Below are 23,138 nucleotides of genomic sequence, written 5' to 3' on the forward strand. Positions count from 1 at the left end.
TCCCGCACGGCCGTGCGGGCATATGCGGGAGAATGGGCGGGTGACCTCAGCGACTCGACAGCCCGAGACCCCGGCCGCCGCCGCCGCGCCGCGGCTCATAGCCACCGATCTCGACGGCACCCTCCTGCGGGACGACAAGTCGGTCTCCCCGCGCACGGTCGCCGCCCTCGCCGCCGCCGAGGACGCGGGCATCGAGGTCTTCTTCGTCACCGGCCGCCCGGCCCGCTGGATGGACGTCGTCAGCGACCATGTCCACGGCCACGGCCTGGCGATCTGCGGCAACGGCGCGGCCGTGGTCGACCTGCACGGCGGCCCGGGCGCCCACCGGTTCGTGAAGGTGCGGGAGCTGGCCCGGGACAACGCCCTGGACGCCGTAACGCTGCTGCGCGACGCGGCGCCGGGCACGGTGTACGCCGTGGAGCAGACATACGGCTTCCATCAGGAGCCGGACTATCCGAAGCTGCACATGGAGATCCCGGACAACCTCATGCCGGCCGAGGACCTGCTGGCGCCGGACGGGCCCGGTGCCGCCGAGCCGGTGCTGAAGATCCTTGCCTATCACCCGTCCCTCGATCCGGACGGTTTCCTCACCACGGCCCGTCTCGCCATCGGCGACCGGGCGAACGTCACCCGCTCAAGTCCCAGCGCCCTGCTGGAGATCAGCGGCCCCGGCGTCTCCAAGGCGAGCACGCTCGCCCTGTGCTGCGCGGAGCGCGGCATCTCGCACGAGGAGGTCGTCGCCTTCGGGGACATGCCGAACGATGTGGAGATGCTCACCTGGGCCGGCCGGTCCTATGCGATGGGCAACGCGCATCCGGACGTCATCGCCGCGGCCTCGGGCCGCACGGTCGCCAACAACGACGACGGGGTGGCGCTGGTCATCGAGCGGATGCTGGCAGAGCGGGCTTAGGCCTGGTCCTCCACGTCATGCGAGGCGGACGCCTCGTGCCGCGAGCCAAGGCACCGGGTCCACCGCGGAGCCCATCTCAGGGGTGACGCGCACCTCGAAGTGCAGATGCGGGCCGGTGGAGTTGCCGGTGGTGCCCGACTGACCGATCCACTGCCCGGTGTCCACCCGCTGGCCCTGGTCGACGGCGACGGCGGCGAGATGGGCGTACTGCGTGTAGTAGCCGCCCGGGTGCTGAATCACGATCTCGATGCCGAAGGCGCCTCCGCACGACACGCTCACCACGCGTCCCGCGCCCACCGCCCGCACGGGCGTGCCGATCGGTACCGCGAAGTCCTGCCCGGTGTGCCGGTTCACCCACCGGTCGCCACCGCTGCCGAAGCCGGCGGACAGTACGTACGTCTCCACGGGCGCAACCCATGGCCTCGTGAACTTCGCCGACGGCTGGTGGAGCCGGACGGAGCCGGGGCAGCTGCCTGCCGCGACGGAAGCCGCCGCCTGCCCCTGCAACTGCCCACGCGCCTCCTCCAGTTTCCGTTCGATGGTGTCCTTCACGGCGGCGAGTTCGATGTCCCGTTGCTCCAGCGCCTGCCATGCCGCCCTGGCCTTGGCCTCGTCGGCGGCGAAGCGTGCCTCGGCCCGGCGGCTCCTGGCGACCGACCCGGCCAGAGCCAGATTCGCCTGCACCAGGACGTGCTGACTGCGCATCAGCGCTTCCGGGCTGTCCGCGAGGATCAGCTGCGCGGCCGTCGGGAGGCCGCCGCCGGTGCGGTACTGGGCGCGCGCCATCCGGCCGAGGTCCTCGTGCAGCCGGGCGATCTCCTGCCGTTCACCGTCCAGCAGCGCCTGGGCCTGCTCGGCCTCCGCCCGCCGCACGTCGGCCTCCTGGCGACCCGCTTCGTACTGTTGCGTGGCCAGTGCTGCATCCTCGTAGAGCTGCTGGACCTGGGCGCTGATGCCGCTGCCGATCTCGTCCCCGTCGCCCACGCCCATCGCCTCCGGGGGCCGGGCCACCAGCAGGACGAGCGCCCACAACAGGGCCAGAAAGAGCTGCGGACGACGGCGGAATGAGCGCATGTCAGCGATCGTGACCCGACCGGCAGGGACCGGTCATGTTCAAGTCCTACGCCTGGGGGAAGCAGCACCCCGGATGGCTCAGTACGGACGCCCGCGACGCGATCGGTAGGCGTCTGCCGCACCATGGGCGCTGGGCTCGTGCTACGACGTCGCTCCGGCTGGCAGCTCCGTCTCCGCCTCCCGCTGCACCATCGCCCGCAACGGCCCTGGCACGGCGGCCAGTTCGGCGTACGACCCGTGCTGCACCATCCGTCCGTCGTCCAGGACGACGACCTCGTCGACCGCCTCCAGGCCGGCCAGCCGGTGTGTGATGAGCAGGGTCGTGCGGCCCTCGGTGGCTGCCAGTAGGTCGGCGGTGAGGGCGTCGGCCGTCGGCAGGTCCAGGTGTTCGGCGGGTTCGTCGAGCACGAGAACCGGGAAGTCGGCGAGGAGTGCACGGGCCAGCGCGAGGCGCTGCCGCTGTCCCCCCGACAGCCGTGCCCCGTGTTCGCCGACCAGTGTGTCGAGCCCGTCGGGCAGGCTGTCCGCCCAGTCCAGCAGCCGGGCCCGGGCCAGCGCGTCGCGCAGGTCGCCCTCGGTGGCGTCCTTCTTCGCCAGCAGCAGGTTCTCGCGTACCGAGCTGTCGAAGAGGTGCGCGTCCTGGGCACACAGCCCGACGAGCCGTCGTACGTCGTCGCCGTCGAGCGCCTGGGCGTCCACGCCGGCCAGCGTGTACGAGCCCGCGACCGGGTCCAGGAAGCGCAGCAGCACCTGCGCCAGCGTCGTCTTGCCGGAGCCCGACGGCCCGACCACGGCGATCCGGCGTCCCTGGTGGAGGGTGAGGTCGAGACCGCCGAGCGCATCCCGGTCCTGCGCTTCGTACCGGGTGGTCAGATCCTTCAGGACGACCGGGAAGGGGGAGCTGGGGGCCTGCCGGGGCTGCTCCGGCTCCCGTACCGGCTCGGGCGCGTCCAGGACCTCGTACACGCGCTCCGCGCTTCTGCGCACCCGTTGCCGGTACTGCACGGCGAGCGGCAACCCGAGGACCGCCTCGAAGGCAGCCAGCGGGGTGAGGACGACGACGGCCAACGCCACGCCGCTCAGCCGCCCGTCGGCGACCGCCTGGGCGCCGACGAGGGCCGTGGCGGCGACCGTGAGCCCGGAGAGCAGCGCGGTGAGACCGTCGCCGAGCGCGGTGGCGGTGGCGGCGCGCGAGGCGATCCGGGTGAGCGTGCCGTCGGCGCGCCGTGCCTCGGCGGTACGAGTCGGCAGGGCGCCGGCGACGGTCAACTCCGCGGTGCCGGTGAGCAGATCGGTCACGCGGGTCGCAAGGACCCCTCGGGCGGGGGCCAGCCTGCGTTCGGCGCGGCGCGCCACGGCACCGGTGACGAGCGGGACCCCGGCTCCGGCCGCCACCAGTCCGACGGCGAGTGCGAGGCCGGCCTGGGGCAGCAGCCAGGCGGTGAAGCCGACGGACGCGGCGGACACGATCGCCGCGGACCCTGCGGGCAGCAGCCAGCGCAGCCAGTAGTCCTGCAGGGCGTCCACATCGGCGACGAGCCGTGAGAGCAGGTCGCCCCGGCGGGCGCGGCGCAGCCCGGCGGGCGCCAGTCGCTCCAGCCGCCGGTAGACGGCGACCCTCGTGTCGGCGAGCATCCGCAGCACCGCGTCGTGCGACACGAGCCGCTCGGCGTACCGGAAGACGGCCCGCCCGATACCGAAGGCCCGCGTCGCGGTCACGGCCACCATCAGATACAGCACGGGCGGCTGCTGCGAGGCCCGCGAGATCAGCCACCCGGAGGTGGCCATGAGCCCGACGGCACTGCCGAGTGCAAGGCTGCCGAGCAGCAGGGCGAGGGCGAGACGACCGCGCCGGGGGCCGGACATGGCCCGGACGCGGGCGAGGACAGCGCGCGTGCCCGTCGTGGGACCGCTTGTCCCGGTCTCCTCCGGAGGGGCCTCGACGGGGAGAACCTCGGACGTCGTAGCTGCGGACTGCGCGGAAGGGGCGGGGGACACAGGCCGCTCCAGCGGCGCTGCCGCGTCCGACGCATCCAGCCGTACCACCCGGCCCGCCACGCTCAGCAGCGCCGGCCGGTGCACCACCAGCAGCACCGTCCGCCCCACCGCCAGCCGCCGTACCGCCTCCACGACCTCGGCCTCGGTGGCGCCGTCCAGGGCGGCCGTCGGCTCGTCGAGCAGCAGTACAGGCCGGTCCGCGAGGAACGCGCGAGCCAGCGCGAGCCGCTGCCGCTGCCCGGCGGAAAGCCCGGCCCCGTCCTCCCCGAGCACGGTCTGGGCGCCCCCGGGCAACCCGTCCACGAATTCCAGTGCCCCGGCATCGCCCAGCGCTTTGCGTACGGCGGTGTCGTCGGCGTCGGGCCGGGCCAGCCGTACGTTCTCGGCGATCGTCCCGGCGAACAGGTGCGGCCGCTGCGGCACCCAGGCGATCCTCGACCGCCACTGCTCGAGATCGACCTCGGCGAGATCGGCTCCCCCGACCCGCACCCGCCCCGCGGCCGGCCGCACGAACCCCAGCAGGGCGTTCAGCAGCGTCGACTTGCCCGCCCCGCTCGGCCCGACGAGCGCGACGGTCTCGCCGGGCTCGACGGCGAAGGACACATCCGACACGGCGTCCTCGGACCTTCCGGGATACCGAACCGTCACCCCCTCGAAGGCGATACCGCCCGTCGGCACTGCCCCCGTACCCGCTGCCGGAACAGGCGTCTCCAGGACCGCGAAGATCTCCTCGGCCGCCGCAAGCCCCTCCGCCGCCGCGTGGTACTGCGCCCCGACCTGCCGCAAGGGCAGATAGGCCTCGGGCGCGAGGACGAGGATGACAAGGCCGATGTACAGGTCCATCTCACCGTGCACGAGCCGCATGCCGATCGTCACGGCGACCAGCGCGACCGACAGCGTGGAGAGCAGCTCCAGCGCGAAGGACGAGATGAAGGCGATCCGCAGCGTCCGCATGGTCGCCTGCCGGTACTCGCCGGTGATGCGCTTGATCGACTCGGCCTGGGCCTTGGCCCGCCCGAACACCTTCAGCGTCGGCAGCCCGGCGACGACATCCAGGAAGTGTCCGGACAGCCGGGACAGCAGCCGCCACTGACCGTCCATCCGCGACTGGGTGGCCCAGCCGATCAGGACCATGAAGACCGGAATGAGCGGCAGGGTCCCCACGATGATCGCCGCCGAGACCCAGTCCTCGGTGACGATCCGGGCCAGCACCGCCACCGGTACGACCACCGCGAGTCCCAGCTGCGGCAGATAACGCGAGAAGTAGTCGTCGAGGGCGTCGACCCCACGGGTGGCGAGGGCAACGAGCGAGCCGGTCCGCTGCCCGCTCAGCCATCCCGGCCCCAGCTCGACAGCACGCTTCAGCAGCCGGCCCCGCAGCTCCGACTTCACCGCCGCGCTCGCCCGGTGCGCCGCGAGTTCGGTGAGCCATGAGAGCAGTGCTCGGCCACCGGCGACGGCGGCCAACAGCAGCAGGGGAGCGCATAGGTCGCCCACCGTCTTCCCGTGCTGGAAGGCACCCACCACCACCTCGGCGATGAGCATCGCCTGAGCGATGACCAGCGCCGCACCGACCACGCCCAGGCCGACGACCGCCACTATGAAGAGGCGGGTGGCGCGGGCGTAGCGGAGCAGCCGCGGGTCGATCGGTTTCACGTGAAACACACCCTCTTCCTCAAGGGGCATGTTTCACGTGAAACATGCCCACCTCGGACTCAGTGCACGGCGTCAGCGATGTGCTGCGTACCGATCCGCTTGCGGAACACCCAGTAGGTCCACCCCTGGTAGAGCAGGACGATCGGCGTGGCGATCGCCGCACACCAGGTCATGATCTTCAGGGTGTAGGGGCTCGACGAGGCGTTGGTGACCGTGAGGCTCCAGTCCCCATTGAGCGACGACGGCATGACGTTCGGGAAGAGCGACAGGAAGAGCATCGCCACGGCGGCCACGATCGTGATCCCGGACAGCGCGAACGACCAGCCTTCGCGCCCGGCCTGGTTCGCCACCAGGGCGGCGACCAGCGCGGCCACGGCCACGACGAGCGCGACCAGGCTCTTGCCGTCACCGCTGTCGACCTGCGTCCACAGCAGGAAGATCAGCGCCACCACGGCGGTGACGAGACCGACCACCGTCGCCAGCTTCCGTGCCCGCTCCCGGATGTCCCCGACCGTCTTGAGCGCCGTGAACACGGCCCCGTGGAAGGTGAACAGCGTGAGGGTCACGAGCCCGCCGAGCAGTGCGTACGGGTTGAGCAGATCCCAGACGGTGCCGACGTACTCGAAGTTCTTGTCGATCTTCACGCCCTGCACGATGTTGCCGAAGGCGACGCCCCACAGGAACGCCGGGATCAGCGAGGTCCAGAAGATCGCGGTCTCCCAGTTGCGCTGCCAGCTCTCCTCGGGCCGCTTCGCCCGGTACTCGAAGGCGACACCGCGCACGATCAGGCTGACCAGAATGATCAGCAACGGCAGATAGAAGCCGGAGAAGAGCGTGGCGTACCAATCGGGGAAGGCGGCGAAGGTCGCACCGCCGGCCGAGAGGAGCCAGACCTCATTGCCGTCCCACACGGGACCGATCGTGTTGATCAGCACCCGCTTCTCGGGCCGGTTCCGCGCCAGCAGCTTGGTGAGGATGCCGACCCCGAAGTCGAAGCCCTCCAGGAAGAAGTAGCCGGTCCACAGGACGGCGATCAGGACGAACCAGACGTCGTGAAGTTCCATGACTCGATCTCCCTCGGCCTAGTACGAGAAGGCCATCGGCTTGTCGGCGTCACGGGTGTCGCCGCCGATCTTCGTGGGCGGGTTGAGGTCGGCCTCGGTGAGCTCGGGCGGGCCTGCCTTGACGTACTTCACCAGCAGCTTGACCTCGACGACGGCGAGGATGGCGTAGAGCGTGGTGAAGACGATCATCGAGGTGAGCACCTCGGCCTGGGAGACGCCGGGGGAGACCGCATGCCGGGTCTGCAGGACGCCGTAGACGACCCACGGCTGGCGGCCCATCTCGGTGAAGATCCAGCCCCAGGAGTTGGCGATCAGCGGGAAGCCCAGGGTCCAGATCGCCACCAGCCAGTACAGCCTGCTGAGCTTGGGGCTGAGTGCCTTGTTCCTGAAGAGGACCAGATGCGGCACCTCGTCGTCACCGACCCTCAGATGCTGCGGCAGCATGAACTTCTTACGGGTCAGCCAGAGTCCGGCCAGGCCGATGGCGAAGGAGGCCATGCCGAAGCCGATCATCCAGCGGAACGCCCAGAAGGTGACCGGGATGATGGGCCGGTAGTCACCGGGACCGTACTTCTCCTGCTCGGCCTTGTTGGTGTCGTTGATGCCGGGGACGTACGAGTGCAAGTTGTCGTCGGCGAGGAACGACAGCAGGCCGGGGACCGACAGTTCGACGGTGTTGTGGCCCTTGCTCACGTCGCCGTACGCGAAGATCGAGAACGGCGCGGACTTCTGGCCGTCCCACAGCGCCTCGGCGGCGGCCATCTTCATCGGCTGCTGCTTGAACATGACCTTGCCGAGGGTGTCGCCGCTGATCGCGGTGAGCAGACCGGCGATGACGACGGTGACCAGGCCCAGCCGCAGCGAGGTCTTCATCACCCGGACGTGCTTCTTGCGGAACAGGTGGAAGGCGGCGATGCCGACCATGAACGCGCCTCCGGTCAGGAAGGACGCGGAAAGGGTGTGGAACGCCTGGGCCAGCGCGGTGTTCTGGGTGAGCACATGCCAGAAGTCGGTGAGCTCGGCGCGCCCCTTCGCCTTGTTGATCCGGTAGCCGACGGGGTGCTGCATCCAGGAGTTGGCCGCGAGGATGAAGTACGCCGACAGGATCGTGCCGATAGAGACCATCCAGATGCAGGCCAGATGGATCCGCTTGGGCAGCTTGTCCCAGCCGAAGATCCACAGGCCGATGAAGGTCGACTCGAAGAAGAACGCGATCAGGGCCTCGAAGGCCAGCGGAGCGCCGAAGACGTCACCGACGAAGCGCGAGTAGTCGGACCAGTTCATGCCGAACTGGAACTCCTGCACGATGCCGGTGACCACACCCATCGCGATGTTGATCAGGAACAGCTTGCCCCAGAACTTGGTCGCCCTGAGGTACTTCTCCTTCTCCGTGCGCACCCAGGCGGTCTGCAGGCCGGCCGTGAGAGCGGCCAGCGAGATCGTCAGGGGGACGAACAGGAAGTGGTAGACGGTGGTGATACCGAACTGCCATCGCGCCAGGGTCTCAGGCGCCAAAGCCAGGTTCACGTCGCCGCTCCTTACCGCTTGTGAAAGCGTTCACATTCACAAGCAATTATGACGCACCCGTTTTCGCCGATCAGCAGGGGGGTCGTGTCTTCTGTGTCACGTCAACCCCTTGGCGGCAGGTTCAACACCTTGTTGAATTGCCTGCCGTGCAGATACGGATCTCGTGGCCTGCCGGCCACCTCACCGCAACCCTCGACGACACCCCGACCGTGCAGGCCCTCAGCAAGGCGCTGCCGCTCGCCTCCACCGCCCGTACCTGGGGCGAGGAGGTCTACTTCGACACGGGCGTCTCGGTTCCACGTGAAACATCGGCCAGGCAGGTCGTGGACCCGGGCACCGTCGCCTTCTGGACCGACGGAGACGCCCTCGCACTCCCCTACGGGCCCACCCCGATCTCGCGAGGCGACGAATGCCGCCTCGCGAGCCCGTGCAACGTCCTGGGCCGCGTCGACGGCGACCCCGTACTCCTCGCCACGGTCCGGGACGGCGATCCGGTGCGCGTGGAACTCGTAGACGAGTAACGCCGACTCAGAGCTCCTTGCGGAACCCTTCCGCCACCTTCAGGAAGATGTCGTTCGCCTCGGTCTCCCCGACCGTCACCCGCACACCCTCGCCCGGGAACGGCCGGACCACCACGCCGTGCTGCTCGCACGCCGCCGCGAACGCGACCGTGCTCTCCCCCAGCCGCAGCCACACGAAGTTGGCCTGGGTCTCGGGCACGGTCCAGCCCTGAGCGCGCAGCCCGTCGACCACGCGGTTGCGCTCACAGACCAGCGAGCCCACCCGGCCGAGCAGTTCGTCCTCGGCGCGGAGCGAGGCAACGGCCGCCTCCTGCGCAAGCTGGCTCACACCGAACGGCACCGCCGTCTTGCGCAGCGCAGCCGCCACCGGCTCATGGGCGATCGCGAAGCCGACGCGCAGGCCCGCGAGACCGTACGCCTTGGAGAACGTGCGCAGCACGCAGACGTTCGGCCGCTCGCGGTACAGCTCCACGCCGTCCGGCACCTCGGTGTCGCGGATGAACTCGCGGTACGCCTCGTCCAGCACGACCAGCACATCGCCGGGCACACGGTCGAGGAACCGCTCCAGCTCGGCGCGCCGTACCACCGTGCCGGTCGGGTTGTTGGGGTTGCAGACGAAGATGAGGCGCGTCCGGTCGGTGATGGCGTCCGCCATCGCGTCCAGGTCGTGCACATCGCCCGGGGTCAGCGGCACCTGTACCGAGGTCGCGCCGCTGATCTGAGTGATGATCGGGTACGCCTCGAACGACCGCCAGGCGTAGATGACCTCGTCACCGGGGCCGCTGGTCGCCTGGATCAGCTGCTGGGCGACACCGACCGAACCCGTGCCGGTGGCCAGGTGGGAGAGCGGGACGCCGAAGCGGTCCGACAGCTCGCTGATCAGGCCGGTACAGGCCATGTCGGGGTAGCGGTTGAAGGACGAGACCGCGGCCGTCACCGTCTCCATCACACCGGGCAGCGGCGGATACGGGTTCTCGTTGGAGGACAGCTTGTAGGCCACCGGACCGCCGGCCGCGGCAGGCTTGCCCGGCTTGTAGGTGGGGATACCCTCCAGCTCGGCGCGCAGCTTGGGGCTCGTCTCGCTCACCGCAGTCCTCCTCATGACCACCGGCTTCCAATACTGCTCACCTTATGAGGATTAGGCGCCGCTGCGTACAGCCGAGGACGAACCTCATCCGTCACATGCACATCAGGGGCATCACCACCCGTAGGCAGACGAACCAGGGGGCGCGGCCACATATATCTATGCGCCGGTGGCTCGCGCCCTGGCGCGCATCGCCCATCAAGGTGAGTTGAGACCTCTTCGAAACATCGGGGGCTTGGCAGGCCCATGCGCGCCGACAAGTTACGTAGTTCTATTGGATCGTTCAACCGCCTTTGTTTCAAAGGTAGTTGACGATATATGACCTTGCAGAAACGTGCCTGTCAACGCGTGCATATGCGTCCGCCCTACCCCGCTCCATGAGCCCTACTATCGGCTCGCCATGACAGCAGCAGGGAAGCACCAGGTGAGCCGCGCGGAAACCTCACGCCGAGGCAGCCGGCCGGGCCGGGCGGGTATCAGAGACGTTGCCGCCGCCGCCGGAGTCTCCATCACGACCGTCTCCGACGCCCTCAACGGCAAGGGCCGGCTCCCGGACGCCACCCGGCGTCATGTCCGAGAGGTCGCCGACCGGCTGGGTTATCGCCCGTCGGCAGCGGCCCGAACCCTCCGTACCGGCAAGTCGGGCCTCATCGGCCTGACCGTGACGACGTACGGGGATGAACCTTTCACCTTCACCGAGTTCGCCTACTTCGCGGAGATGGCCCGCGCCGCCACCTCGGCCGCGCTCGCCCGTGGCTACGCCCTGGTCATCCTGCCCGCCACCTCCCGCCACGACGTGTGGTCGAACGTCGCACTGGACGGCACGGTCGTCATCGACCCCTCCGACCAGGACCCGGTGGTCAGCGAACTGGTCCGGCAGGGCCTGCCCGTCGTCTCCGACGGCCGCCCGGCCGGCTCCCTCCCGGTCACCGCCTGGGTCGACAACGACCACGAAGCCGCCGTACTCGGCATCCTCGACCACCTGGCCGACGCCGGAGCGCGCCGCATCGGACTGCTGACGGGAACCTCGACCGACACGTACACCCACCTGTCGACCACGGCGTATCTGCGCTGGTGCGAACGCGTCGGACAGGACCCGGTGTACGAGGCCTACCCGGCGCACGACCCGTGCGCGGGCGCCGTCGCCGCCGACCGGCTGCTCGCCCGCCCCGACCGGCCCGACGCCGTCTACGGCCTGTTCGACCCGAACGGCACCGACCTGCTCGCCGCGGCCCGCCGCTACGGCCTGCGGGTACCGGACGACCTGCTTCTGGTCTGCTGCAGCGAGTCCACCGTGTACGCCAACACCGAACCGCCCATCACCACGCTCTCCCTGAAGCCGCGCCGCATCGGCACGGCCGTGGTGCAGCTCCTCATCGACGCGATCGAGGGGGTCGAATCGGACCAACCGGTCGAGCAGGTGATACCGACGGAGCTGATCGTGCGTACCTCGTCCCAGCGACGTCCGCCGCGTACGACCGTCAGCGCGCCGCGGTCGCCCGAAGAGAAGTAGAACCAAGGCCGTCAGCAGGCGGTCGAAGCCCTGCCCAATCGGGGCGAAAGCCGCGGTGAACTGGACTCTTCCTCCGATTCACCACCCCTGGGTCATCACATGGCGCGATCGGCATTCCTATGATGGGCCCACGACACCGCGGGCCGCTGCGACCAGGCAGTCCGAAGCGGTGCAGATGCGGCGCGATGGTGGAGGGGTCTGATGACTCAGGGGGCCGGTCAGGGACCCGAGACGGAGCGGACGGCGACGTTGCGCGACTTCCGGGTACCGGCGTATGTCCACGAGACCGGTCCGTACGGCCACAGCACATACCCCGGCGACGTCGCCAGACCCGTCGAGGAGCCGGCCGACCACCCGGAGGGGTACACCCCGACGCAGCGCGACCTGCCGGTCATCAACCGGGGTGACACGCTTCAGGTGCCCGTCGACCCCGCGCCCCTCCCCATCCCGCAGCAGACGGACGGCGCGGGCCCGCTGTACGTCGTCGGTGATGTGCACGGCTACCTCGACGAGTTGGTGGCCGCCCTCCAGGAGCAGGGCCTCGTCGACGCCGCGGGCAACTGGTGCGCGGGCACCTCCCGGCTGTGGTTCCTCGGCGACTTCACCGACCGCGGCCCGGACGGCATCGGCGTCATCGACCTCGTGATGCGGCTGTCCGCGGAGGCGGCCGCGGCCGGTGGCTACTGCAAGGCCCTCATGGGCAACCACGAACTGCTGCTGCTGGGCGCCAAGCGGTTCGGCGACACCCCCGTCAACTCCGGTGCGGGCACCGCCACCTTCCAGGCGGCCTGGCTGCTCAACGGCGGCCAGAAGACCGACATGGACCGTCTCCAGGACCATCACCTGCAGTGGATGGCCCGCCTGGACGCCGTCGAGGAGGTCGACGGCTATCTGCTCGTCCACTCGGACACCACCGCCTACCTGGATTACGGCGATTCGATCGAGGCGGTCAACGACACCGTCCGCGAAACGCTCACGCGCAACGACGCCGACGAATGCTGGGATCTGTTCCGCAAGTTCACCAAGCGGTTCTCCTTCCGCGACGAGGGCGGTGCAGACGCCGTACGCTCCCTGCTGGATACGTACGGCGGCACGCGGATTGTTCACGGTCACAGCCCCATTCCGTATCTGCTGGGCGAGGTCGGCTCCGAGGAGGGCGAGGACAGCGCAGGGCCTGTGGTCGAAGGACCGCACGTCTACGCCGAGGGACTCGCCATCGCGATGGACGGCGGAGTGACCATGGCCGGAAAGCTGCTGGTCCAGCAACTGCCGCTGGATATCTGACCCTTCACAGGGCAGGTGTCCCCCCAGGGCGGAACCGCGACAAACGGCGCAGGCCAGGGCCCAATTTCTTCAAACCCCCTGTCACCGTGTGCCGTCACCGCTCTACCATCGGCTTATCCGTAGCAGGCTCCCCTCCGTTTCTGCCCGACGGCTCGTTGGCATGCGAGCCCCAAGCCCTACGGAGCATCGGGGGATGCACATGAACAGCGTTCCGCAGCACCTGCTGAGCGAGGACCGCCAGGAGTACGAGCGGGTCCTCGATGAGGCGCTGCGCTCCGCCCCAAACCGCCCGGAACTGGCCGCTGTCGGCAAGCGGCTCAACCCCGAACAGCTGCGCACGATGGCGCTCAACGCCACCGCACTCATCACGGTGGCCGCTGCGGCCGAGTACCAGCACTACGTGAAGGTCCGCGAGGAACTGCGCCAGCCGGCGTCGTCCACCCCGCCGTCCACCCGTGAATCCGGCTCTGCGGAGCCGGGCGCGGCGGCAGCGGGGCTCGCCACCACCCTCGGCGAGGCCGCCGAGCCGGCCGGCGCGGGCGCCGTCGCCGTCGCCGCCGTCCTCACCCCCGTCCTCGCCGGAACAGCTGCGGTGATCTTCCTGCTCGTCGGGTACATCATCAAGTCACTGGAACCCAAACAGGTGTTTGGCAAAACCATGATCACCGCCGGTTGGGTGTTCGGTGCCATGACCGCGGCCGCGATCCTCGTCGCCGCTGTCGGGCTGCTGCTCACCGCCCTGCGCAACCAGCCCTCGCTCGAGTCCGGACCGTACGGCGAGCTGAGCGGGGAAGTGGCCGCGGCCAAAGAAGCCTGGCGCGAAGCGCTCCTGGAGCGCGGCATCATGCCGTTCCTCAGGGAGGCACTCGCCGACCCCGGCACCGCCGCGGCGCTGCACACCGCGACTCCGCCGACGTCGACCAGCCGCATGCCTCACCTCGGCTACGACCGGCCGGGCTTCAGCAGCCCGGACGACGGCTCGACCCCCAGCCCGCGCCCGAGCTTCACCAGCCCGGACTACACCAGCCCGGACTTCGGAGGCCCGGAACACCAGCCGGAGTAACCGTCGGCTTGCGCCCCCCGCATCAGAAGGCCCGTCAGGGCCCGCAGGGGGAGCGCAAGCCGAACACCGACAGCGCCGACGGCTCCGCCGCACGGCACCTCACACCGAGGAGCGGGACCGTCTTCCACGTCAGGGAAGCGACTCACCCCGGCATACGTCAGTCCGCGATCGGCAGGTACACCCTGTTGCCCGCGGCCGCGAACTCCTTCGACTTCTCGGCCATGCCCTGCTCGATCTCGGCACGGCTTCCGCCGTGTTCGCGGCGGATGTCCTGGGAAATCTTCATCGAGCAGAACTTCGGCCCGCACATCGAGCAGAAGTGGGCGGTCTTGGCCGGCTCCGCCGGGAGGGTCTCGTCATGGAACTCCCGTGCCGTCTCGGGGTCCAGGGCGAGGTTGAACTGATCCTCCCACCGGAACTCGAAGCGGGCGTCGGACAGCGCGTCGTCCCATTCCTGCGCCCCGGGGTGCCCCTTGGCGAGGTCGGCTGCATGGGCGGCGATCTTGTAGGTGATGACACCGGTCTTGACGTCGTCACGGTTGGGCAGGCCCAGGTGCTCCTTGGGCGTGACGTAGCAGAGCATGGCCGTGCCCCACCAGGCGATCATCGCGGCACCTATGCCGGAGGTGATGTGGTCGTACGCCGGTGCGACGTCCGTGGTCAGCGGGCCGAGCGTATAGAACGGAGCTTCATCGCAGATCTCCTGCTGAAGGTCGATGTTCTCCTTGATCTTGTGCATCGGGACGTGTCCCGGGCCCTCGATCATGGTCTGTACGTTGAAACGCTTGGCGATCCGGTTGAGTTCCCCGAGCGTGCGCAACTCCGCGAACTGCGCCTCGTCATTGGCGTCCGCGATCGACCCCGGCCTGAGGCCGTCGCCCAGCGAGTACGTTACGTCGTAGGCGGCCAGGATCTCGCAGAGTTCCTCGAAGTTCTCGTACAGGAACGACTCCTTGTGGTGCGCGAGGCACCACGCGGCCATGATGGAACCGCCACGCGAGACGATGCCGGTCTTGCGGTTCGCCGTGAGCGGGACGTACGGCAGACGGACGCCCGCGTGGACCGTCATGTAGTCCACGCCCTGCTCGGCCTGCTCGATGACGGTGTCCTTGTAGATCTCCCAGGTGAGCTCCTCGGCGCGGCCGTCCACCTTCTCCAGGGCCTGATAGAGCGGCACCGTGCCGATGGGGACGGGGGAGTTGCGCAGCACCCATTCACGCGTGGTGTGGATGTTGCGGCCCGTGGAAAGGTCCATGACCGTGTCGGCGCCCCAGCGGGTCGCCCAGGTCATCTTCTCGACCTCCTCCTCAATGGAGGACGTCACCGCGGAGTTGCCGATGTTGGCGTTGACCTTCACCAGGAACCGCTTGCCGATGATCATCGGCTCGATCTCCGGGTGATTGACGTTGGCCGGCAGTACCGCGCGGCCCGCCTCGATCTCCTCGCGGACCACCTCGGGCGAGACGTTCTCCCGGATAGCCACGTACTCCATCTCCGGCGTGATCTCTCCGCGGCGGGCGTACGCGAGCTGCGTGACCGCCTGGCCGTCGCGACTGCGGCGCGGCTGGCGCGGCCGACCCGGGAAGACCGCATCGAGGTTGCGCAGACCGCCTCGTGGAGAGGTGTGCTTGATCCCGTCGTCCTCGGGACGGGCGGGACGGCCCGCGTACTCCTCGGTGTCACCGCGCGCGATGATCCAGTTCTCGCGCAGCGGAGCGAGTCCCCTGCGCACATCGGTGTCGACGAGCGGATCGGTGTACGGGCCCGAGGTGTCGTACAGCGTGACCGACTGCCCGTTGGTGAGATGCACCTGACGGACCGGCACCCGCAGATCAGGGCGTGAGCCCTCGACATACGCCTTGTGCCAGCCGATGGACTTCCCGGCCTCCTGGGACGATTCGCCCTGAAGGGGCTGTTCGTCCTGGTTGGAGGCAGGCGTGCGTGCGTCCTTGTTGGTCATGAGACCTACTCCCTACGCCGGCATTACCCGGTAACAGGTTCGGCGGTCGACGCAGCGGCTTCCGTCTGTCGACGTTTCGTGGGGAACATCACTCGACTTCGGTGATGTTCCACGTGAAACATCGCTGGGACGGAGGTCAGCGCCCTCTCAGCCCGGTGCTCCGAGCTCCCGCGTGTGCAAAGGTGCCTCCACGCTAGCGTCAATTCGGGCGCGCTGAACAGAGGGCCCCTGTCGTTCTTGCGATGATCTGGCGGTGACCACGACACATCAGCCCTCCTACCCTCCTCCGGAGCCGCCCCGCGGACACCGCTCCGGAGACGGCGGGGGCCATGGTTCCGGTGGGGGGCACGGGCACGGCCATGGTTCCGGTGGCGGGCACGGTCACTCGCACAGCCACGGTCCTGCGGCCCCCGTCTCCAAGCACCTGCGCAAGGTCATCGCCGCCATCCTCATCCCGTTTGCCGCGGCCGTGGCGGTCGGGCTCGTGGTCCTGTGGCCCGGCGGCGCCCCGCCGCACCAGCGCACCGGTGTGGGTTTCGACCGGCAGACCCAGCAGGCGACGGTCGTCGAGGTCGTGAGCGTGAGCTGCAAGTCGGTGAACGCCTCGGGCGAGACTCCGACAGGGGACACCTCCACTGCCGAGGGCTCCTCCGCCCAACAGCAGGCGAAGGGCACCTGCAAGAAGGCGACGATCCGCGTCGACACAGGCAAGGACAAGGGCCGTACGTTCACCGAGATCGTGCAGCCGGACCAGTCTCGGCAACTGCACGAGGGTGAGAAGGTCGTCGCCGCCTACGAGCCCTCCGCGCCGAAGGACCTGCAGTACTCGGTCGCGGATGTGAACCGCCGCTTTCCCATGGCGCTGCTGGCCGGCATCTTCGCGCTCGCCGTCGTGGTGGTGGGCCGGATGCGCGGAGTGATGGCCCTGATCGCGCTGGCCGTCAGCTTCATGGTGCTGACCTTCTTCATCCTGCCCGCGATCCTGCAGGGCTCGGATCCGCTGCTCGTGGCCGTGATCGGATCGAGCGCCATCATGCTGATCGCGCTCTACATGTGTCACGGTCTGTCGGCCCGCACCTCCGTGGCGGTGCTGGGCACGCTGCTCTCGCTCGTCCTGATCGGCCTGCTCGGCTCCGAGTTCATCGGCTGGGCCGCCCTGACCGGCAACACGGACGACAACACCGGTCTGATCCACGGCCTGTACCCGTCGATCGACATGAGCGGCCTGCTGCTGGCCGGTGTCATCATCGGTTCGCTCGGTGTCCTCGACGACGTGACGGTCACTCAGACGTCGGCGGTCTGGGAGCTGCACGAGGCGAATCCGTCGATGGGCTGGCGGGGGCTGTACCGGGCGGGCATCCGCATCGGCCGCGACCACATCGCATCCGTCGTCAACACCCTCGTCCTCGCCTACGCGGGCGCCGCGCTGCCCCTGCTGCTGCTCTTCTCCATCGCACAGAGCGGCGTGGGGACGGTCGCCAACAGCGAACTGGTGGCAGAGGAGATCGTACGCACGCTGGTGGGCTCGATCGGCCTGGTCGCCTCCGTGCCGGTCACGACCCTCCTCGCGGCACTGGTGGTCGCGGCCGACCGTCCCGGACCGGAGCAGGTCGCGGGCACCGCGGGCGCAGCACCTGCCGCGGCGCGCGCCGGACGGGGCCGACGGCGCAAGCGGTGAGGCGAGGGCCACTCGGGCACGCATGAACAGACGGTCGGGGCGGGACGGACTCCAGCTGCCGTGCACATGGAGACACGGAGAAGCGTTACTGCGTCCTCCGCGTCCCACGCAGAAGCGTTCCGGCCGGCCCCCGCCGTCCCGTCTCAGCCCGCGCTCTGCTCCTCCGCCAGGATGCGGTCCAGGGCCTCGTCGAGGTGGGCGTCGAAGTCGGCGAGGGAGCCCTCCTGACCGAGGGGCACCAGCTTGTCGGTGCGGTCGAGGAACGCGATGAGCGACGCCGTGGACGCACGGAACAGCGCCTGGTCGCGGCCGACCTGAAGCCGGATCAGGACCTCTGCCAGGGAGTCGGGTTCGGCCGGTGAGACGCGCACATCCCCTTCCCCACACGGCCGGCACACCCCGTCGATGAGGAGCTCACGACCGAACGCCCAGGTCACCGGCGCATCTCCGGGCAGGTGGAAGGTAAGCCTCACGGCATAGGGATCACAGCTCTCGTAGCTCAGCTCCACCGGGATGCGGAAGGAGAGCTCCTCGGACACGAGAAAGCTCATCATGACCTCTGCCTGTACGGACTCGCGCATCGCCTACCCCGTCATGTGAAGCCGACCGGCTGGGAGTGATCCCCTGACACTGGTGGAATCTTGCTGAACGTACACGACAGATCACAAGGAGTGAGTTTTCAGATACTGATAGAGAGCGCGAGTGACCCCATCAGCTTTCCGATTTCGCTCTGCAGTTGCCGGGCCGCGGACATCAGCCGGTCGGCCTGATTCGAGGGCAGAGAAATGGCCATCGTCGCGGCCGTCGCGCCCACCGTGATCGGGATCGCGGCGCAGACCGTCCCCAGCGCGTACTCCTGCCGCTCCGTCACCGGCTCCATCCGCTGCGTCCGCTCGAGCCGCCGCAGCAGGGTGTGGCTGTCACGGACGGTGTACGGGGTGATGGACTGCACGGGGTAGCGGTCGAGGTGGTCGCGGCGGGCCGCGTCGTCCAGCTGGGACAGCAGGCACTGGCCGATCGCATGCGCGTGTGCGGTCTCGCGGAAGTCGGCCCACTCCTCGACGGCCGGGTTGCCCGGGGTGTCCGAGACGCACATGACCTCGACCTCGCCGTCCCTGTAGACGGCGTAGTACACGGGCACACCGATCGCGTCCCGCCAGCCGGCGAGCGCGTCGACGATCGTGCTGCGACGTTTCTGCTGGGCTCCGCTGCTGCTCAGTCGCACCGCCGCGTCACCGAGGAAGAACAGGCCTTTGTCCCGGCGCAGATAGCCCTCGTGGACGAGGGTCCGCAACAGGTGGTACGCCGTCGGGAGCGCCAGACCGGTCTCGCGGGCGAGCTGTTTGGCGGGGGCTCCGTGCTCGTGCCCGGCGACGCATTCCAGCAGGCGCATCGCGCGCTGGACGGATCCGATGAGGGTTGCGGACTGCGGCTGCGCCGGAGCGGTTTCCGGGGACGGCTGCACCGGTGGTGCGGTCAGGCGCGAGGATGCGCGGGGTGCCGGCACGCGCTCCTGCGTGGCGGGGCCCGGCTGTTCGGGGGGCCTGATGCGATGTCCGGGTGCTGGGGTGGGGGGTACGTGGGGATCCGTGGGTGCGGTGTCTACCGTGGCCAAGGGTCACTCCCGAAGCGCGAGGGGGCTGCCCGTGCCGTGGGGAACACGGGAGGGGTGTACGCCGCTCGCGGGGTCGCCCCCGCGTCGAATTCCGGACTCTAATGGCCAGGTCGCGCCTTGATGCGCCCTGTCCGGAAAACTTCCCTCGCGCGAGGGAACCGGTGATTCCTGTTACCGATCACCGGTGTCCCAGGGCCCTCACCAGTCGCTGCGCGACGAGGAGCTCGACGTGAACTTCCGCACGACGTAGATCAGTCCGCCGACCAGTGCCACGAAGACCAGAAGCTTGAACAGCAGCCCGATGACGAAGCCGACGACGCTGGCTATCAGCCCGCCGAAGACGACGAGGGCGATGACCGGCACCGCAATCCACTTCACCCACCACGGCAGTCCGCCGAAGATCTCACCCATTGCGCTCGTCCTTACCTCTCCGCCCGACTGCTGTGCAGGGGCCCCTTGATGTCCTGCACTCGATGCTAGGGCCGACAGGCGCCCCCGCGGGGGCCTCGCATCCCTTGTCCTCCCCTGACTGATCCCCTAGGGAACCCCGAGACGGCGGGTCAGCTTTCCGGCGGAGAGAACACAACGAGCACCCGCAGGTCCTCGCTGATGTGGTGGAACTTGTGGGCGACGCCGGCCGGCACGTAGACCACGCTGCCGCGGGCGACCTCGGTGGTCTCCAGACCGACGGTGATCGAGGCGCGGCCGCTCACGACGAAGTAGACCTCGTCCTGGTTGTGCGGCTTCTGTGGATCATGTTCGCCGGCATTGAGCGCATACAGACCGACGGACATGTTCCGCTCACGCAGAAACTGCAGGTAGGCACCCTCGTTGGCGGCACGTTCCGCCTCCAGTTCGTCCAGCCGGAATGCCTTCATCGCCCTTGTCGCCCTCGTCCCAGTGCTCGTGACCGATCTCGTCTGCCACGATCAGACACATGAAGAATTTCGTAGTCAAGACGATCGCCAACGCGGGTGCCCTGGCGGTCGCCGTATGGCTGCTCGACAAGATCACCCTGACCGGTGACAGCACGGGCAAGAAGGCCGGCACCCTGATCATCGTCGCGCTGATCTTCGGATTGGTGAACTTCCTGGTCAAGCCGATCGTGAAGGTGCTGACCTTCCCCCTGTTCATCCTGACGCTGGGCCTGATCACCCTCGTGGTCAACGCACTGATGCTGCTGCTCACCTCGTGGCTGGCCGACAAGCTCGACCTGAGTTTCCATGTCGAGGGCTTCTGGACGGCGGTCCTGGGCGGCCTGATCATCTCCATCGTGTCCTGGGCGCTGCACGTCGCCCTGCCCGACAACGACTGAGCACGCGATGAGCTATCGCGTCTGCTTCGTCTGCACCGGGAACATCTGCCGCTCCCCGATGGCGGAGTCCGTCTTCCGGGCCCGCATAGCGGAGGCGGGACTCGACGGTCTGGTCGCGGTCGACAGCGCCGGCACCGGTGGCTGGCACGAGGGCGACGGCGCCGACCCGCGCACCGTCTCCGTCCTGGAGGAGAACGGCTACGACGGCAGCCACACGGCACGCCAGTTCCAGCCGTCGTGGTTCTCCCGCCTGGACCTCGTGATCGCGCTGGACACCGGCCACCTCAAGGCCCTGCGCCGCCTCGCCCGCACTCCGGAGGACGCGGCGAAAGTGCGGCTGCTCCGCTCCTACGACCCGGCCGCCGGCGACGACCTCGACGTACCGGACCCGTACTACGGGGGCATGGACGGCTTCGAGGAGTGCCTTGAGATGGTGGAGGCGGCGAGCGAGGGTCTGCTCGCCGAAGTACGCGAGCAGGTGGAGGTGGAGGCGGTATGAGCGACTCCGGTACGGGCCCGTCGACGGGCAGCGGTGACGGCACCCGCGCGGTGCGGGCCGGGCTGCCCGAGCCGGCCAAGAACCAGCCGCACCTGCCCGGACCGGCGTTCGCCGCCCACTACCACCTGCCGGGTGACGTCGACGGCCCGTACACCTACGGACGCGACCAGAACCCGACCTGGAGCCTGCTGGAGGGGGCCATCGGCGAGCTGGAGGCGCCCGGGCAGGAGGGCGTCGAGACGCTCACCTTCGCCTCCGGGATGGCCGCCGTCTCAGCGGTGGTCTTCTCTCAACTGCGGGCCGGGGACATGCTCGTCCTGCCGAGCGACGGCTACCAGGTGCTGCCCATGGTCCGCGAGCAACTGGAGGCGTACGGCATCGAGGTGCGCACCGCGCCCACCGGCGGCGACGCCCAGCTCGATGTCCTCGACGGCGCGAAGCTGCTGTGGATCGAGTCGCCCTCCAACCCCGGGCTCGACGTGTGCGACATCCGCCGGCTCGTAGAGGCGGCACACGCGCGTGGCGCCCTCGTCGCCGTCGACAACACCCTCGCCACGCCGCTCGGGCAGCGTCCGCTGGAACTCGGCGCGGACTTCGCCGTGGCCAGTGGCACCAAACAGCTCACCGGGCACGGGGACGTCCTGCTCGGCTACGTCGTGGGCCGCGACGCCGAGGCCATGGCCGCCGTACGCCGCTGGCGCAAGATCATCGGCGCGATTCCGGGGCCCATGGAGGCCTGGCTCGCACACCGTTCGATCGCCACGCTCCAGTTGCGCGTCGACCGGCAGTGCGCGACGGCCCTCACCGTCGCCGAGGCGCTGCAAAGGCGGCCCGAGGTGACCGGCCTGCGCTACCCGGGTCTGCCCGACGACCCTTCGCACAAGATCGCCTCGCAGCAGATGCGCCGCTTTGGATGCGTGCTCTCCTTCACGCTGCCCACGCGCGCGCGTGCCGACCGCTTTCTCGATGCCCTGCGGCTCGTGGACGACGCGACGAGCTTCGGCGGGGTGCGGTCGACGGCCGAGCGGCGCGGGCGCTGGGGCGGGGACGCCGTTCCGGAGGGCTTCATTCGCTTCTCGGTGGGCGCCGAGGACCCCGAGGACCTGGTGGCGGATGTGCTCCGCGCGCTGGACGCGTCGGCGCAATGACGGGGTCGGCGACTGCCTTACGGGCGCCGGGTCGATGCCCGGCTACGCACAACGGACGGTCCGAGCCTCCCCCCTCGTGGCTCGGACCGTCCTCGGTTCCGCGCGCGAAGAACCGCGCGAACAAGGCTAGTTGACTCTGTGTCAGTGTCCAATCACAGTAGCGACAGAGACCTATCGACTTATTTATAGTTGGGCCCTGCCTGGGGGCCGGGAGAAGGGCAGGGAACTGGGGAGGGCGAACCATGGATCTGGCCTTGCTGCGCACTTTCGTGACCGTGCACCGGGCCGGCTCCTTCACCCGCGCCGCCGCCCTGCTCGGGCTGTCGCAACCGGCCGTGACCTCGCAGATCCGCACGCTGGAGCGGCAACTAGGCCGCCCCCTGTTCCTGCGGCAGGCGCGCGGAGTCACCCCGACGACCATCGGGGACGAACTCGCCCACAAGGCCGCTCCGCATCTCGATGCCCTGGTGGAGATCGCCGAGACCGGCCTCGACGACGAGTCCTCCTTACGGACCCTGCATCTCGCCGGTCCTCCGGAGTTCACGGCGGAACGGGCGGTGCCCGCTCTCACGGAGCTGACCGGTGAGGACGGCCAGGGCTTCGCGCTGCGTGCTTCCTTCGGGAACGCCGAGGAAGCCCTGGAGGGACTCGCCGCCGGACATCACGATCTGGCCATTTGTACGGCCCGCCCACGCGGTGCCCTGCTCACGGCGACTCCGCTCTGCGACGAAGAGCACGTCCTTGTCGCCAACCCGGCGCGGGCCGAACGGATAGGCGCCGGGAAGCCGCGCCGCAAGGGAGCGCCCGCCCTGGAAGACGTTCCCGTGATCGAGGTGCACGAGTCGCTGCCCTTCGTCTCCCGCTACTGGGCCTCCGTCTTCGACTCCCGCCCTGCGGCACCGGGCACCGTCATCGTTCCCGACCTGCGTGCGGTCCTGGCCTGCGCCGTCGCGGGCGCGGGGCTCGCGGTACTGCCCCGCTATCTGTGCAGGGACGCCCTGGAGCGCGGTGAGATCGTTGCCCTCCACGAACCCGCGGTGCCGCCGCTGCGCACGTACTTCCTGGTGGTCCGCACCGGCACCCTCGCGATGCCACACATCGCGCGGGCTCACGAATGGCTGCTGCGAGCGGCCGCCGACTGGTGCTGACCAGCACTTTTCCGATAGTCACGGGGTGAGCTCGACCGGTGACATCCCGCGATGTTTCACGTGGAACCAACCGGGCCACAT

At 69.2% G+C, this 23,138-nt stretch carries 20 protein-coding genes and 1 riboswitch; of the genes, 10 read left to right on the top strand and 10 right to left on the bottom strand.

What is annotated here, in order from left to right; genetic code table 11:
* Positions 1–22 precede the first annotated feature (22 nt).
* A complete protein-coding gene (locus ACIBW9_RS13140; RefSeq protein WP_398954300.1) occupies positions 23–910 on the top strand; it encodes an HAD hydrolase family protein in 888 nt (295 codons plus the stop codon).
* A gap of 15 nt (positions 911–925) precedes the next feature.
* Here the strand turns inward: ACIBW9_RS13140 and ACIBW9_RS13145 are convergent, their stop codons facing one another.
* From ACIBW9_RS13145 to ACIBW9_RS13160, 4 genes are all read right to left on the bottom strand, one after another.
* Positions 926–1,984 (bottom strand): peptidoglycan DD-metalloendopeptidase family protein, encoded by a 1,059-nt coding sequence (locus tag ACIBW9_RS13145; RefSeq protein WP_398954302.1) that lies wholly within the window; start codon positions 1,982–1,984, stop codon positions 926–928.
* Positions 1,985–2,125: 141 nt separating this feature from the next.
* Positions 2,126–5,638, bottom strand: a complete 3,513-nt coding sequence (gene cydD, locus ACIBW9_RS13150) for a thiol reductant ABC exporter subunit CydD (protein WP_398954304.1) — start codon at positions 5,636–5,638, stop codon at positions 2,126–2,128.
* A 59-nt stretch (positions 5,639–5,697) separates the two neighbouring features.
* Positions 5,698–6,702: a cytochrome d ubiquinol oxidase subunit II gene (gene cydB, locus ACIBW9_RS13155; protein WP_398954307.1), complete on the bottom strand. Its 1,005-nt coding sequence runs from the start codon at positions 6,700–6,702 to the stop codon at positions 5,698–5,700.
* A gap of 18 nt (positions 6,703–6,720) precedes the next feature.
* Positions 6,721–8,229: a cytochrome ubiquinol oxidase subunit I gene (locus tag ACIBW9_RS13160; protein WP_398954309.1), complete on the bottom strand. Its 1,509-nt coding sequence runs from the start codon at positions 8,227–8,229 to the stop codon at positions 6,721–6,723.
* Between the two features lie 146 nt (positions 8,230–8,375).
* On the opposite strand from ACIBW9_RS13160, the gene ACIBW9_RS13165 reads away from it, so the two are divergent.
* On the top strand, positions 8,376–8,750 hold the full coding sequence (locus tag ACIBW9_RS13165) for a cyclophilin-like fold protein (protein ID WP_398954311.1): 375 nt from the start codon (positions 8,376–8,378) through the stop codon (positions 8,748–8,750).
* Positions 8,751–8,757: 7 nt separating this feature from the next.
* On the opposite strand, the gene hisC is transcribed toward ACIBW9_RS13165, so the two are convergent.
* Positions 8,758–9,837, bottom strand: a complete 1,080-nt coding sequence (gene hisC, locus ACIBW9_RS13170) for a histidinol-phosphate transaminase (RefSeq protein WP_398954313.1) — start codon at positions 9,835–9,837, stop codon at positions 8,758–8,760.
* Positions 9,838–10,234: 397 nt separating this feature from the next.
* Between hisC and ACIBW9_RS13175 the strand changes: the two genes are divergently transcribed.
* The 3 genes from ACIBW9_RS13175 (at position 10,235) to ACIBW9_RS13185 (ending at position 13,694) form a co-directional block, all read left to right on the top strand.
* Positions 10,235–11,347, top strand: a complete 1,113-nt coding sequence (locus tag ACIBW9_RS13175) for a LacI family DNA-binding transcriptional regulator (RefSeq protein ID WP_115907106.1) — start codon at positions 10,235–10,237, stop codon at positions 11,345–11,347.
* Positions 11,348–11,548: 201 nt separating this feature from the next.
* Positions 11,549–12,631 (top strand): metallophosphoesterase, encoded by a 1,083-nt coding sequence (locus tag ACIBW9_RS13180; protein ID WP_398954316.1) that lies wholly within the window; start codon positions 11,549–11,551, stop codon positions 12,629–12,631.
* A gap of 193 nt (positions 12,632–12,824) precedes the next feature.
* Positions 12,825–13,694, top strand: coding sequence for a hypothetical protein (locus ACIBW9_RS13185; RefSeq protein WP_398954318.1), 870 nt, complete (start codon positions 12,825–12,827; stop codon positions 13,692–13,694).
* A gap of 157 nt (positions 13,695–13,851) precedes the next feature.
* Here ACIBW9_RS13185 and thiC read toward each other — a convergent pair whose 3' ends face one another.
* A complete protein-coding gene (gene thiC / locus ACIBW9_RS13190) occupies positions 13,852–15,654 on the bottom strand; it encodes a phosphomethylpyrimidine synthase ThiC (RefSeq protein WP_398954320.1) in 1,803 nt (600 codons plus the stop codon).
* Positions 15,647–15,836: riboswitch (TPP riboswitch) on the bottom strand. (Overlaps the previous gene by 8 nt.)
* A gap of 71 nt (positions 15,837–15,907) precedes the next feature.
* Here thiC and ACIBW9_RS13195 point away from each other — a divergent pair.
* Entirely contained in the window at positions 15,908–17,332 is a 1,425-nt protein-coding gene (locus ACIBW9_RS13195; RefSeq protein WP_398954322.1) for a YibE/F family protein, read from the top strand.
* A gap of 143 nt (positions 17,333–17,475) precedes the next feature.
* Here ACIBW9_RS13195 and ACIBW9_RS13200 read toward each other — a convergent pair whose 3' ends face one another.
* The 4 genes from ACIBW9_RS13200 to ACIBW9_RS13215 form a co-directional block, all read right to left on the bottom strand.
* Positions 17,476–17,913, bottom strand: a complete 438-nt coding sequence (locus tag ACIBW9_RS13200; RefSeq protein ID WP_398954324.1) for an SsgA family sporulation/cell division regulator — start codon at positions 17,911–17,913, stop codon at positions 17,476–17,478.
* Between the two features lie 98 nt (positions 17,914–18,011).
* Positions 18,012–18,839 (bottom strand): IclR family transcriptional regulator, encoded by an 828-nt coding sequence (locus tag ACIBW9_RS13205; protein WP_398954326.1) that lies wholly within the window; start codon positions 18,837–18,839, stop codon positions 18,012–18,014.
* Positions 18,840–19,145: 306 nt separating this feature from the next.
* Positions 19,146–19,358: a DUF5326 family protein gene (locus ACIBW9_RS13210; RefSeq protein WP_030938815.1), complete on the bottom strand. Its 213-nt coding sequence runs from the start codon at positions 19,356–19,358 to the stop codon at positions 19,146–19,148.
* 149 nt (positions 19,359–19,507) lie between these two features.
* A complete protein-coding gene (locus ACIBW9_RS13215) occupies positions 19,508–19,825 on the bottom strand; it encodes a cupin domain-containing protein (RefSeq protein WP_016437004.1) in 318 nt (105 codons plus the stop codon).
* Positions 19,826–19,884: 59 nt separating this feature from the next.
* Here ACIBW9_RS13215 and ACIBW9_RS13220 point away from each other — a divergent pair, with 59 nt between their 5' ends.
* The 4 genes from ACIBW9_RS13220 to ACIBW9_RS13235 all read left to right on the top strand — a co-directional run bounded on the left by ACIBW9_RS13220 (position 19,885) and on the right by ACIBW9_RS13235 (position 23,057).
* Positions 19,885–20,262 (top strand): phage holin family protein, encoded by a 378-nt coding sequence (locus ACIBW9_RS13220; protein WP_398954329.1) that lies wholly within the window; start codon positions 19,885–19,887, stop codon positions 20,260–20,262.
* A 7-nt stretch (positions 20,263–20,269) separates the two neighbouring features.
* Positions 20,270–20,761: a low molecular weight protein-tyrosine-phosphatase gene (locus ACIBW9_RS13225; RefSeq protein ID WP_398954331.1), complete on the top strand. Its 492-nt coding sequence runs from the start codon at positions 20,270–20,272 to the stop codon at positions 20,759–20,761.
* The gene (locus ACIBW9_RS13230) at positions 20,758–21,909 is read left to right on the top strand and encodes a cystathionine gamma-lyase (protein WP_398954333.1); all 1,152 of its coding nucleotides are present in this window, start codon (positions 20,758–20,760) and stop codon (positions 21,907–21,909) included. Before ACIBW9_RS13225 ends, ACIBW9_RS13230 begins: the two co-directional genes overlap by 4 nt.
* A 242-nt stretch (positions 21,910–22,151) precedes the next feature.
* Positions 22,152–23,057, top strand: coding sequence for a LysR family transcriptional regulator (locus ACIBW9_RS13235; RefSeq protein WP_398954335.1), 906 nt, complete (start codon positions 22,152–22,154; stop codon positions 23,055–23,057).
* Positions 23,058–23,138 lie beyond the last annotated feature (81 nt).

This window comes from Streptomyces sp. NPDC049541 (genome assembly GCF_044465725.1).
GTDB lineage: Bacteria > Actinomycetota > Actinomycetes > Streptomycetales > Streptomycetaceae > Streptomyces.